This window comes from Streptomyces sp. NPDC014727 (assembly GCF_043083485.1).
Taxonomy (GTDB): domain Bacteria; phylum Actinomycetota; class Actinomycetes; order Streptomycetales; family Streptomycetaceae; genus Streptomyces.
The window spans coordinates 92,789-105,142 of record NZ_JBIBYR010000003.1; the positions used below are offsets into that span (position 1 = coordinate 92,789).

Annotated in this window: 9 protein-coding genes; 3 read left to right on the forward strand and 6 right to left on the reverse strand. The window is 70.1% G+C overall.

The window, feature by feature from the left end:
* The 5 genes from ACF1B9_RS06490 to ACF1B9_RS06510 form a co-directional block, all read right to left on the reverse strand.
* Positions 1-258: an acyl carrier protein gene (locus ACF1B9_RS06490; protein WP_361451372.1), complete on the reverse strand. Its 258-nt coding sequence runs from the start codon at positions 256-258 to the stop codon at positions 1-3.
* 15 nt (positions 259-273) lie between these two features.
* Positions 274-1,524 (reverse strand): ketosynthase chain-length factor, encoded by a 1,251-nt coding sequence (locus ACF1B9_RS06495; RefSeq protein ID WP_391739418.1) that lies wholly within the window; start codon positions 1,522-1,524, stop codon positions 274-276.
* Positions 1,521-2,789, reverse strand: a complete 1,269-nt coding sequence (locus tag ACF1B9_RS06500; RefSeq protein ID WP_351085868.1) for a beta-ketoacyl-[acyl-carrier-protein] synthase family protein — start codon at positions 2,787-2,789, stop codon at positions 1,521-1,523. The genes ACF1B9_RS06495 and ACF1B9_RS06500 overlap by 4 nt, the downstream gene beginning before the upstream one ends.
* Positions 2,786-3,220 carry a cupin domain-containing protein gene (locus ACF1B9_RS06505; protein ID WP_351085870.1) on the reverse strand — a complete coding sequence of 145 codons (435 nt, stop codon included), beginning with the start codon at positions 3,218-3,220 and terminating at the stop codon, positions 2,786-2,788. The genes ACF1B9_RS06500 and ACF1B9_RS06505 overlap by 4 nt, the downstream gene beginning before the upstream one ends.
* Positions 3,221-3,294: 74 nt before the next feature.
* Positions 3,295-4,416 carry a SchA/CurD-like domain-containing protein gene (locus tag ACF1B9_RS06510; RefSeq protein WP_391739419.1) on the reverse strand — a complete coding sequence of 374 codons (1,122 nt, stop codon included), beginning with the start codon at positions 4,414-4,416 and terminating at the stop codon, positions 3,295-3,297.
* Positions 4,417-4,685: 269 nt separating this feature from the next.
* Here ACF1B9_RS06510 and ACF1B9_RS06515 point away from each other — a divergent pair, with 269 nt between their 5' ends.
* Both ACF1B9_RS06515 and paaK read left to right on the forward strand, forming a co-directional pair.
* Entirely contained in the window at positions 4,686-6,314 is a 1,629-nt protein-coding gene (locus ACF1B9_RS06515; RefSeq protein WP_391739748.1) for an FAD-dependent oxidoreductase, read from the forward strand.
* Between the two features lie 379 nt (positions 6,315-6,693).
* The gene (paaK, locus tag ACF1B9_RS06520) at positions 6,694-7,983 is read left to right on the forward strand and encodes a phenylacetate--CoA ligase PaaK (protein WP_391739420.1); all 1,290 of its coding nucleotides are present in this window, start codon (positions 6,694-6,696) and stop codon (positions 7,981-7,983) included.
* Between the two features lie 126 nt (positions 7,984-8,109).
* Here the strand turns inward: paaK and ACF1B9_RS06525 are convergent, their stop codons facing one another.
* Entirely contained in the window at positions 8,110-9,609 is a 1,500-nt protein-coding gene (locus tag ACF1B9_RS06525) for an acyl-CoA synthetase (RefSeq protein ID WP_391739421.1), read from the reverse strand.
* Positions 9,610-9,759: 150 nt separating this feature from the next.
* On the opposite strand from ACF1B9_RS06525, the gene ACF1B9_RS06530 reads away from it, so the two are divergent.
* Complete coding sequence (locus tag ACF1B9_RS06530; RefSeq protein WP_391739422.1) at positions 9,760-12,174, forward strand: penicillin acylase family protein; 2,415 nt, start codon at positions 9,760-9,762, stop codon at positions 12,172-12,174.
* Positions 12,175-12,354 lie beyond the last annotated feature (180 nt).

Genomic DNA, 12,354 nt, shown 5'->3' on the forward strand with positions numbered 1-12,354 from the left:
TCAGGCTCCTTGCATGAGGGTGTTGTTGACGAGGTCGAGAAATTCCTGCGGGGTCTTGCAGCGGTCGGCGTCGGTCGGCAACGCCCGGCCGTGCCGGTTCTCCAGCACGCCCACGATGCCGAGGAGACCCAGCGAGTCGAGGCCGAACTCGTCGAAGGCGGACCCGGGGCGCTTCTCCATGTCACGCGGGTCCACGGTGAGTCCGGCGCCCTTCTTCATCAGGACGGCCAGTTCCGCATAGGTCAGTCGTTCGGTCATGAGGACTTCTCCTTCTCACGATTGGGTGTCGGTGGAGCGCCGCAGCACCATCGCCGCGTTCGAGCCCATGAGCCCGCGGCTGAGCACCAGCGCCGTTCGGAGTTCGGCCGGCCGCGCACTGCCGGTGACGACGTCAAGGTCGTGGCATACCTCGAACACGTTCGGCGTGGGCGGTATCAGCGCGTTCTCCATGGAGAGCACGGCGGCGGCCGTGTCCAGCACCGGCGCCCCGCAGTAGGCGCGCCCGATGCCGGTCTTGGGCGCCGTCACCGGTACCCGTCGGCCGTGCGCGCCCAGTGCGTCGGCGATCGCCAGCGCCTCGGCACGGTCGGCCGCCGGTACGCCGAGGGCGTCCGCGAAGACGACGTCGATCTCGTCCGGCGCGCAGTCCGCCTCCCGCAGGGCGCCGATGATCGCCTGGGCGAGCCCCTCCCGGGACTCCTCCCATCGGGACGCTCCGGTGAACGTGGCGGCGTGCCCCGCGAGTTCGGCCCGGACCCGTGCACCGCGCCGACGCGCCGACTGCTCCTCCTCGACGACCAGCATGGCCCCGCCCTCGGCCGGTACGAAACCACAGGCGTCCGAGGTGAACGGCCGGTACGCGCGGGCGGGGTCGTCGCTGCGGCTCAGGTCCTCGTACCCGAGCTGACAGACGACCGAGTAGGGAGCCAGCGGTGCCTCGGCCGCGCCGACCACCACCGCTTCGGTACCCCGCCGGATCGACCGGGCGGCGTGCGCCAGCGCGTCCAGACCGCCGGCCTCGTCGCTGGCCACGACCGCGCACGGCCCCTTGAAGCCGCCGCGGATCGAAATCTGGCCGGTGCTGGCGGCATAGAACCAGGCAATGGACTGGTAGGGGCCCACGTAGCTGGGCCCCTGCCCCCACAGCCGCTGGAGTTCACGCTGCCCGAACTCACCGCCGCCGGACCCTGCCGCCGTCACCACGCCGACGTCGTACGGCGTCTTCTCGTAGTCGGCACGGCCCAGCCGGGCGTCGTCCAGGGCGATGTCCGCGGCGGCCATCGCGAAGTGCGTGAACCGGTCGGTCTGGACGACGAACCGCTCCTCGATCTGCTCGACCGCCTCGAAGCCGCGCACCTCGCCCGCGACCCGCAGCGGCAGATGTTCGCACCCCTCGCGGGTGACCCGGTCAAGAGCGCTGAACCCTTCGTGCGTCCTCTTCCAGAAGGCCTCGGTGTTGATGCCGTTGGGAGCGACGACACCGATGCCGGTGACGACGGTGCGCCGGGCTTTTCGCGTTCTCATGGTGTCCTCCCACCTGTTCGTGTCAGGGCCACCGCGGACTGGAAGCCACCGAAGCCGCTGCCGACCGACAGGACGCTGCGCAGCTTCAGGGGGCGCGCGGTGCGCGGCACGTAGTCGAGGTCGCACTCCGGGTCCGGGTTCTCGTAGTTCGCCGTCGGCGGCACGGTCTGGTGGACCAGCGCGAGGACACAGGCGGCGATCTCTATGGCCCCGATCGCCCCCAGCGAGTGACCGACCATGGACTTGATCGAACTCATCGGCACGTCATGGGCGTGCGCACCCAGCGCCCTCTTCACGGCGGCCGTCTCGTGCCGGTCGTTCTGCTTGGTGCCCGAGCCGTGCGCGTTGACGTAGTCGATCTGCGAGCCGTCCATCCGGGCGTGGTCGAGGGCCCGGTTGATCGCCTCGGCCATCTCCAGTCCTTCGGGGGTCAGCCCGGTCATGTGGTAGGCGTTGCCGAAGGTGGCATAGCCCGAGATCTCGCAGTACACGGTCGCACCGCGGGCGCGCGCGTGCTCCAGTTCCTCCAGGACGAGCACCGCTCCGCCCTCACCCATGACGAAGCCGTCGCGGCGGGCGTCGAACGGCCGGGAGGCGTGTTCCGGGTCGTCGTTGTTCGGTGAGGTGGCCTTGATCGCGTCGAAGCAGGCCACCGTGATCGGGGTGATGGGTGAGTCGGACGCCCCGGCGACGCAGACGTCGACGCGGCCTTCCTCGATGGAGTGGAAGGCGTAGCCGATCGCGTCGAGACCGGAGGTGCAGCCCGTGGAGACGGTCTGCACCGGGCCGTGCGCGCCGACCTGTTCGGCCACCGCCGAGGCGAGGGAGCTGGGCGAGAAGGCCCGTTCCAGATGCGGGCCGGCCGGCCGGTGGTCGACGTCCCATCGGGCACCGCTGCCGCTGACGGCGACGTAGTCGTGCTCCAGCCGGGTGGTGCCGCCGACCGCGGTGCCCAGCGACACCCCCATCCGCCAGGGGTCCACCTTCTCCGGGTCGAGACCCGCGTCACCGAGGGCCTCCCTGGCGGCCACCATCGCGAACTGGACGTACCGGTCCGACCTGGCGATCTGGTCCGCTTCCAGTCCGTGCGCCGCCGGGTCGAAGTCGCACTCGGCGGCGATGCGGGAGCGGAAGCCGGCCGGGTCGAAGAGCGTGATGCCCCTGGTCGCGGTGCGTCCGTTCGCGAGGAGGTCCCAGAAGGCCGGTACGCCGATGCCGCCGGGGGCCACGACGCCCACGCCGGTGACCCCCACGCGGCGGGTCATGAGGCGGCCTCCGTTCGTTCCGGCGGCGCGACGCGCTCGGCGGACTCCGTGTGCTCCGTGTCGACGTGGCCGAGTTCGGGGCGCGGGGCGAGCGGGCCGAGGTGGAAGACCATGCGTGCCTCGACGTCGCCGACGTTCCGGAATCGGTGGCGTACATGGGGAGGGATCAGCAGGCCCTGGTCGGGCCGCATCCGGTGCGGTTCACCGTCGAGATCCACCTCCAGGAGACCGTTCACGACGTACACGAATTCCTCGGAGTACGGGTGGTAGTGCTCGCCGATTCGGTCACCGGGCTGGACGATGGCCAGCCCCATGAAGCCGCTGGTGGCTCCCACCGCTGTCGGCGTGAGCATGGCGCGAAGGTCGCCCCCGCGCCTGCGGTTGGGCTGCGTCTCACTGAGATCCACGATGCGTGGCCGGTGCGTGGTCATGACTGCTTTCCTCCTGGCACATTGCGCGTTGTATTGACGGGTTGAGCGAGAACCCCCCAGGGCGGATGCGCGGTTCAGGAATCCATGGCCCGCCGATCGGTGATCAGGGTCATCTCGGACTGTGCGAGGAAGTGCGAGATCCCCTGGTCGTTCGTGGGCACGGCGTTCGCATCGCCGTCGAGGAGACGTCCGAGTCTGGCCACCTTGCCGGGGCCGTCGATGCCGGCCGCCTGAGCGGGCTGCGTGTCGATCGGTTCGGCCGCTTCGAGCAGGCGGACCACGACGTCGTCGCGCTGGAAGATGGTGCTGCTGTCGATGATGCTCGCCGGGTCGTCGGCCGCCTCCTCGTCGTGGCCGGCGAGGAGCCGGGCGAGTGCCATGCCGCAGCCCTCCTTGGCCTGGTAGAAGAGCGCGTGACGGCTGACGTCCTCGGCCTTGTGGCGGCCCGCGGTCACGTGGTGGACCGTCGGGAGAGCCGCTCGGGTGAAGAACATCCGGGCGGAGTCCGGGTCGCTGAGGTCCCGGTCCTGCTCCAGATACGGGTTGATGGCCTCTTCGACAGCCCTGACCTCGGGCTGCCGGGCGACGTGGCGGAGGGCCGCGAGAAGGTCGCCCTCCACCTCGACCGCCCGTACGACGCGGTTTCCGTGCATGAAGAGCGAAGTACGGCGCAATCGGGTGTCTTCGTCGACACGTGCGCTCGGGGACTCGTAGTCGGCCAGGATCTTCGCCACGATGTCCTCGGTGCCGGGCTTGACGGTGAAGGTGAGCGCGTGGCGCACCACCCCGTCGCCCAGTCGGGGTGACGCCTGCAGCCTTCCTTTGATCGCCTCCGGTGCCAGCTCGAACGCCTTCCCGGTCTCCCGCAAAACGCTGAAGCGCAGCGAACGGGTGTCACGCACGCAGCTGTGCAACGGCTGAACCGTCGCGACGTGCTCCTCGCTGTTCACCCAGGCGAGGAACGGGGGTGCGCTCTCCCATTCGCTGGTGATCAGCCATTGGGAGGGGTTCTCGATGGACTGGCACAGCTGGTCGCTGATGTGCCCGGGGACGGATGCCACCTGATTACGCAGGTGTTCATACGCCTCCAGGAACTGCTTCTGGGCTCCGTCGTACAGGTCCAGCAGCAGCACGACCCGCAGCCTGGAACCGTCGAAGGCGGACTGGGAGATCCGTTCCGAGAGGGTGGTGGTCATCTTTCGGTCTCCTTCGAGACGGTGTCGTGGGCAGGCCGGATGGCGTGCCGTCAACCGTCGGTTGGCGAGTGGATGCGGAGCGGGGACTCTCCCGACGGATGCGAGCGGCCCGTCCTCGCTCACCGCGCGCATCGTCTCCGTGACCGATCGTGAAACGCTGGTCCGGGTGGCGCGAGATTTATGAACCGTTCAGGTGAGCGACCGTCCGAACCACTCCGAACAAGGGCATGGAACAAAGCATCCGAACGGCGTCCGAGCTGGAGCAACTGATGAACGAGAACGTCGACATCCGCGTGCCGGTCCTCATCGTGGGCGGCTCCCTGGTGGGCCTGTCCGCCTCACTCTTCCTCGGCCGGCTCGGGGTCGAGCACCTGCTGGTCGAGAAGCACCGGTCCACCTCGACGCATCCTCGCGGGCGCGGCAACAACGTGCGCACGATGGAGTTGTTCCGTACGGCGGGCGCCGAGCCCGGCATCCGGGAGGCCGCCTCGGTCCTTGCCGACAACCACGGCATTCTGCAAGCCGGTTCGCTCACCGGGGACGATCAGGAGTGGCTGTTCAAGGAGATCGACCCGGGGGGCGGGCTGGCCCGTTTCAGCCCGGCCGGATGGTGCCTGTGCAGCCAGAACGACCTGGAACCCGTGCTGGTGAGACTTGCCCGCGAACAGGGCGGTGACCTGCGTTTCTCCACCGAGATGCAGAGTTTCGACCAGGACGGTACGGGGGTGGACGCTGCGCTGAAGAACCGGGAGACCGGAGAGCACATCAGCGTGCGTGCGGACTACCTCATCGCGGCCGACGGGCCGCGCAGCCCCATTCGTGAGCAGCTGCGCATCGACCGTACGGGGCCCGGTGATCTGTTCCACAACGTGAGCATCACCTTCCGCTCCCGGCAGCTTGCCGATGTGCTGGGTGACCGGCGCTTCATCGTCTGCTATCTCACCAACCCCGCTGCGGACGGCGCCCTGTTGCCGGTGGACAACGAGAAGGAGTGGGTGTTCCACGCGCCGTGGCAGCCCCAACTGGGCGAGACGCTGGAGGACTTCACCGACCAACGATGCGCCGAGCACATCCGTACGGCGGTCGGCGCACCCGGCATCGACGTCGAGATCACCGGCAAGGCTCCGTGGCACGCCGCGGAGCGGGTCGCGAATCGGTACGCGTCCGGCAGGGTCTTCCTCGCCGGGGACTCGGCCCACGAGATGTCCCCGACCGGGGCGTTCGGCTCCAACACCGGCATCCAGGACGCCCACAACCTGGCCTGGAAGCTCGCCGCCGTCCTGAAGGGCGAGGCGGGCCCGGGTCTGCTGGACACCTATGAGGCGGAGCGGATGCCGGTGGCGCGGGCGACGAGCTCACGGGCCTCGGCGCGCTCCAGCGAGCACAGCCACCCGGGATACGCCGCGGCGCCGGGTGTGGGCGGCGGAAGGCAGGGCGGCATGCTCACCGTGGCCCTGGGCTACCGCTACGTCCGCGGCGCCGTGCTCGGAGCCGACCCGGAACAGCCGGTGGTGCCGCGAGGAATGCAGCTGAACGGCGAACCCGGCAGCCGCGCACCGCATCTGTGGGTCCGTCAGGAAGGTGTGCGCAAGTCCACTCTCGATCTGTACGAACAGACCCTCGTGCTGCTCACCGACGGCGCGGACGTGGTGTGGCGACAGGCGGCGGCCCGGGTCGCCGACCGGCTGTCGGTGCGGCTCCGGACGTACGGCATCGGCTCGGGCGCCGATCTGGAGCCGGAGAACGGGGCCGACTGGGCGGAGCTCCACGGAACGACATCCGAAGGCGCCGTCCTGGTGCGTCCCGACGGCTTCGTGGCCTGGCGCTCGACGGGTGCGGTGACCGATGCCGAGGCCACGCTCCAGGAGGTCCTGACCTCGCTCCTGCACCGCCCCTGACCACCGCGGCGGACGACCGCGAAGCGCCCGGGACCGGCCGGGCACGCCTGATTCCCTGCGAGATCCGATCGGCGGACGGTACGCACGAAGTGTCCGGCGCCGACGACGACGTACGAACGGTGTATCCGCCCGGCCGTGCGAGCCGACCGGTCCCGAGCCTTCCGACGGGCAAACCCGTCGGCGCGGGGCGGCTCCCCGTCGTCCCACCCCGCGAGAACGAGGGCGCGGTCGTGTTCGGCACGGCCGATCAGTACCGCCGGACGCCGCTTGATCGAATGGGGTGCGTCATCCCTCTTGCCATCGGGCGGGACATCCTGAATTACTGCTTCCGAACGATCGACCGAATGATCGGTCGTCTGCTCGGAAGAGGGAGATCCGGATGACGGCTCTGCTGGACGAGGCGGAACGAATGGGCCGAGACGAGCTGGAGGCTCTCCAGCTGGAGCGGTTGCGGGCGACCCTGCGCCATGCGTACGAGAACGTCGGCCACTACCGGGCCGCGTTCGACCGGGCCGGGGTGGGTCCGGACGACTGCCGTACGCTCGCCGACCTGGCCCGTTTCCCCTTCACGACCAAGGCGGATCTGCGGGACAACTACCCCTTCGGCATGTTCGCCGTCCCCGAGGAACGCGTCCGGCGGATCCACGCGTCCAGTGGCACGACGGGCCGTCCTACCGTCGTCGGGTACACGCAGCGTGATCTCGACACCTGGGCGGACATGGTCGCCCGCTCGATCCGGGCCGCCGGCGGCCGTCCCGGGCAGAAGGTCCATGTGGCGTACGGGTACGGCCTGTTCACCGGCGGCCTCGGCGCGCACTACGGAGCGGAACGGCTCGGCTGCACGGTCATCCCCGCCTCCGGCGGCATGACGGCCCGCCAGATCCAGCTGATCCAGGACTTCCGGCCCGAGATCATCATGGTGACGCCGTCCTACATGCTGACGCTCCTCGACGAGTTCGAGCGGCAGGGCGTCGATCCTCGGACGACGTCCCTGAAAGTCGGGATCTTCGGTGCCGAGCCGTGGACGGAGGAGATGCGGCGCGAGATCGAGGAGCGGTTCGCGATCGACGCGGTCGACATCTACGGTCTGTCGGAGGTGATGGGGCCCGGGGTGGCCCAGGAGTGTGTGGAGACGAAGGACGGGCTGCACATCTGGGAGGACCACTTCTATCCGGAGGTCGTCGACCCGTTCACCGGCGAGGTGCTGCCCGAGGGCGAGGAGGGCGAGCTGGTCTTCACCTCGCTCACCAAGGAGGCCATGCCGGTGATCCGTTACCGGACGAGGGACCTGACCCGGCTGTTGCCCGGCACGGCACGGGTGTTCCGGCGGATGGAGAAGGTCACCGGACGCACCGACGACCTGGTGATCCTGCGCGGGGTGAACGTCTTCCCGACCCAGATCGAGGAGATCGTGCTGCGCACACCGGGCGTGGCACCGCACTTCCAGCTGCGGCTGACCCGCGAGGGCCGCCTCGACGCGCTGACGGTACGGGCCGAGGCCCGCGCGGGGGCCACGCCCGAGCAGCGGACGGCCGCCGCGGAGTCGATCACGGCGGCCGTCAAGGACGGGATCGGGGTGTCCGTCGGTGTCGAGATCGTCGATCCCGGGACGCTGGAGAGGTCGGTGGGCAAGTTCAAGCGGATCGTGGACGAGCGCGGCCGGAGTTAGGGTCTTTCGTCCGGGGCCGCTCGCTCCGATCGTGTACTCGCCGCGCGCCCCGGGCCGCGGCTTGTGTGCGGGGGCGCGGGGGGATCCTGAGCCCCCGCACGCCCCGCAGGACAGCCTCCGGGTCTCCTATGCGAAGCGATCGCGCAGTTCCCGCTTGAGGATCTTGCCGCTCGCGTTGCGCGGCAGCTCGTCCACGAAGAAGACCCTTTTCGGGGCCTTGAAATGGGCGAGCCGCTCGCGCGCGTGGCCGATGAGTTCGGCCTCCGTCGCCTCCCCGCGCGGGACGACCACGGCGGTGACGGCCTCGATCCAGCGCTCGTCGGGCAGCCCGACGACGGCGGCCTCGGCGACGGCGGGGTGGGTATAGAGGGCGTCCTCGACCTGCCGGGAAGCGACCAGGACACCGCCGGAGTTGATGACGTCCTTGACTCGGTCGACCACGGTGAAGAAACCCTCCGTGTCGCGCACGGCGAGGTCGCCTGAGTGGAACCAGCCGTCCCGGAAGGCTTCTGCGGTCTCCTCGGGCTTGTCCCAGTAGCCGCTGCACAACTGGGGCGAGCGGTAGACCACTTCACCGGCCGTGCCGTCGGGGACCTCCTTGCCGTCCTCGTCCACGACCCTGGCCTCGACGAAGAGGACGGGCCGGCCGCAGGAGTCCATCCGGCCCGCGTGCTCGTCCGGTCCGAGGACGGTGGCGAGCGGGCCGATCTCGCTCTGCCCGAAGCAGTTGTAGAAGCCGAGCGCGGGCAGTCGTTCACGGAGCCGCTGCAGTACGGGCACCGGCATGATCGAGGCGCCGTAGTACGCCTTGCGCAGACCGCCGAGTTCCCGCGTGGTGAAGCCGGGGTGCCGGGAGATGCCGATCCAGACGGTCGGCGGGGCGAAGACACTGTCGGCCTGCCCCGTCTCGACGAGGTCGAAGATCCGGTCCACATCGGGGGTGTCGAGGATGATGTTCGTCGCCCCGACCGCCAGATAGGGCAGCAGGAAGACATGCATCTGCGCGGAGTGGTACAGCGGCAGTGAGTGCACCGGCCGGTCGGTGGCGCGCAGATCGAGCGCGGTGACGGCGCTGACGTACTCGTGGACGAGTGCCCCGTGGGTCATCATCGCGCCCTTGGGGAGTGCGGTGGTACCCGAGGTGTAGAGCAGTTGGACGAGGTCGTCCGCGGCCGGTGCGCGTTCCGGGGCGAAGGGGCGCGGGGCGGCGACGGCATCGAGAAGGGAGTCCGGTGCGTCGCGCAGCGCGCGTACGGGGAACGCGCCCGGAATCCGGCCGGCCAGGGCCGGGTCGATGAGGACGAGGGCGCTGGCGGACTGTTCGAGGATGTATGTGAGGTCGTCGCCGGTCAGGTTCTGGTTCACCGGCACATGGACCAGCCCCGCACGGGCACAGGCGAGGTAACCGATCAGATACGCGTCGGAGTTGTGCGCGTAGGAGGCGACCCGGTCGCCGGGGCGCAGCCCGTGCTCGCCGGTGAGGACCGCCGCCGCGGTGCTGACGGCCGTGTCCAGCTCCGCGTACGTCCAGGACCTCTCCGTGTACCGCAGGGCGGTGCGCTCGGGGGTGCGGCGGGCGCTGCGGGCCACGACGCCGTCGACTGTGCTGCTCCGTACACCTGTCATGGCGCGATCCTGTGCGGCTTGAACCCGGCGGTCAAGGGGTCGGATGCCGGCCGGGATGTTGACAGGGGTGCGGGCATGCTGGCTGAGTGACGCGTGGTGACTCGAACCCTCGGGCAACCACCTTTCTCATGCGCATAGTTGGGAGGACCGTTGCACCTCCGTGACCGTCTCAGACTTCTTGCGATATCCGGACTCGCGCTGTTCACCGTGTCCGCTTCGCTGCCGCCCGCCCCGGCCGACGGCTCGCGCACGCACCGTCCGTCGGGCGGCGGGCTGACCGCCGTGATCCGGTACACCGAGTACGGCATCCCGCACATCGTGGCCAAGGACTACGCGAATCTGGGCTTCGGCAACGGCTGGGCCCAGGCGGCGGACCAGGTGTGCACGCTCGCCGACGGCTTCGTGACCCTGCGCGGTGAGCGGTCCCGGTACTTCGGTCCGCAGGGAGCACCGGACGGTTCGCTGTCGTCCGCGACGAAGAACCTCTCCAGCGATCTCTATTTCCAAGGGGTCCGTGGCAGTCACACCGTGGAGAAGCTCCTGGCTCTGCCCGCACCGGCGGGGCAGAGCCAGGACGTCAAGGAGCTGGAGCGTGGCTGGGCGGCCGGGTACAACGCGTGGCTGGCACAGAACCGGATCACCGATCCGGCCTGCCGGGGCGCCGACTGGGTGCGGCCGGTGACGGCGCTGGATGTCGCGACGCGTGGCTTCGCACTCTCCGTGCTCGGCGGTCAGGGCCGCGGCATCGACGGCATCACGGCCGCCGAGCCGCCCGCGGGGGCCTCGGGTGCGCCCGGCGTTCCCTCGCCGGGCGAAGCGGCGGACGCGGCGCGGCGGCTGCTGTCGACGCAGAACGCGGACATGGGTTCCAACGCGGTCGCCTTCCGTGGCAGTACGACGGCGAGCGGGCGCGGCCTGCTGCTCGGCAATCCGCACTATCCATGGCAGGGCGGCCGGCGGTTCTGGCAGTCGCAGCAGACGATTCCCGGCGAGCTGAACGTGGCGGGGGGCTCGCTGCTCGGCTCGCCGACGATGTCGATCGGCCACAACGCGAACGTCGCGTGGAGCCACACCGTGGCCACTGGTGTCACGCTCAACCTCCATCAGCTCACCCTCGATCCGGCGGATCCGACCACATATCTGGTGGACGGCAGGCCCGAGCGCATGACGAAGCGCACGGTGTCGGTGGCGGTGAACGACGGCGATGTCGTCATGCGCACCCAGTGGTGGACCCGGTACGGTCCGGTCGTCATCTCGCTCGGTGCCGGGCTGCCGCTGCCGTGGACGGCGACGACCGCGTACGCGCTCAATGACCCCAACGCCTCGAATCTGCGGTCCTCGGACACCGCACTCGGATTCAGCAGGGCGCGCGGCACCGCGGACATCCAGGCCGCGCTGCGCCACACCCAGGGGCTGCCCTGGGTGAACACCATCGCCGCCGATTCGTCCGGGCATTCCTTCTTCTCGCAGTCACAGGTGCTGCCGAGGATCACGGACGAACTCGCGGCACGGTGCTCCACCCCGCTGGGCAGGGCAACCTATCCGTCCTCCGGGCTCGCCGTACTGGACGGTTCGAGGAGCGACTGCGCGCTGGGATCGGACCCCGACGCGGTGCAGCCGGGCATCTTCGGGCCGGGCCGGATGCCCACCGTCAAGGACGCCCCGTACGTCGAGAACTCCAACGACAGCGCCTGGCTGACCTACGCGCAGACACCGCTGACCGGCTACGAGCGGGTCTTCGGCTCGATCGCGGACCCCCGGTCGATGCGGACCCGGGGCGCGATCGAGGACGTTTCGGCGATGGCGGCGAGGGGCCGGCTCACCGTGGCCGATCTGCAGGAACAGCAGTTCGCGAACCGTGCCCCGGCCGCAGACCTGAGCGCCGCGGACCTCGCGCGGGCCTGCGCCGCACTGCCCGGCGGCGGCGCGGTGGGCACCGACGGCAAGGCCGTCGACGTGTCGGCGGCCTGCGACGTGCTGCGGCGCTGGGACCGGAAGCTCGACACGGAGAGCCGCGGCGCGCTGCTCTTCGACCGGTTCTGGCGCAGGGCGGCGACGGTCTCACCGGCCGAGCTGTGGAAGGTGCCCTTCTCCCCCGCCGATCCGGTCGGTACGCCGAACACGCTGAACACCTCGGCGCCCGGCGTCACCAGGGCACTCGCCGATGCGGTGGCCGAACTGCGGGCGGCCGGGATCGCCCTGGACGCGCCGCTGGGCCGCCACCAGACGGTCGTGCGCGACGGGAAGCGCATCCCGCTCGGCGGCGGTACGGAATCCCTCGGAGTCTGGAACAAGACCGAGCCGGTGTGGGACGCGGCGGCCGGCGGCTATACGGACGTCTCGGCCGGCTCCAGCTACATCCAGGCGGTCGGCTGGAACGGGACCGGATGCCCGGTGGCACGCACCCTGCTCACGTACTCCCAGTCCTCGAACCCGAGGTCGCCCCACTACAGCGACCAGACCGAGTTGTATTCCGGTGAGCGGTGGGTGACGTCCCGATTCTGCGAGAAGGACATCCTGCGCTCGCCCGTGCTGCGGGTGGTGCGGGCGAGCGAGCGCCGGTAGTCCGGTGCGGTGCGTCCGGCCCCTGCCCTCCACCGAGGTGGCCGGAGGCCGGGCGCGAGCCGCCGCGGAGCAGGTGCCCGGTGCGGGACGGGGCGGGAGGGCACGATTCGCTCAAGCGCCGTCGGCGCGGGTACGGATGGCGAGCAGCGCGGCCATTGTTGATCTCCGAAGAAGGTGCGG

What these genes read in the sequence shown, in the direction of transcription:
- ACF1B9_RS06525 (WP_391739421.1), bottom strand. Translation starts at nt 9,609, where the DNA reads ATGACAGGTGTACGGAGCAGCACAGTCGACGGCGTCGTGGCCCGCAGC.
- ACF1B9_RS06515 (WP_391739748.1), top strand. Translation starts at nt 4,686, where the DNA reads ATGAACGAGAACGTCGACATCCGCGTGCCGGTCCTCATCGTGGGCGGC.
- ACF1B9_RS06495 (WP_391739418.1), bottom strand. Translation starts at nt 1,524, where the DNA reads ATGAGAACGCGAAAAGCCCGGCGCACCGTCGTCACCGGCATCGGTGTC.
- ACF1B9_RS06500 (WP_351085868.1), bottom strand. Translation starts at nt 2,789, where the DNA reads ATGACCCGCCGCGTGGGGGTCACCGGCGTGGGCGTCGTGGCCCCCGGC.
- ACF1B9_RS06490 (WP_361451372.1), bottom strand. Translation starts at nt 258, where the DNA reads ATGACCGAACGACTGACCTATGCGGAACTGGCCGTCCTGATGAAGAAG.
- ACF1B9_RS06510 (WP_391739419.1), bottom strand. Translation starts at nt 4,416, where the DNA reads ATGACCACCACCCTCTCGGAACGGATCTCCCAGTCCGCCTTCGACGGT.
- paaK (WP_391739420.1), top strand. Translation starts at nt 6,694, where the DNA reads ATGACGGCTCTGCTGGACGAGGCGGAACGAATGGGCCGAGACGAGCTG.
- ACF1B9_RS06505 (WP_351085870.1), bottom strand. Translation starts at nt 3,220, where the DNA reads ATGACCACGCACCGGCCACGCATCGTGGATCTCAGTGAGACGCAGCCC.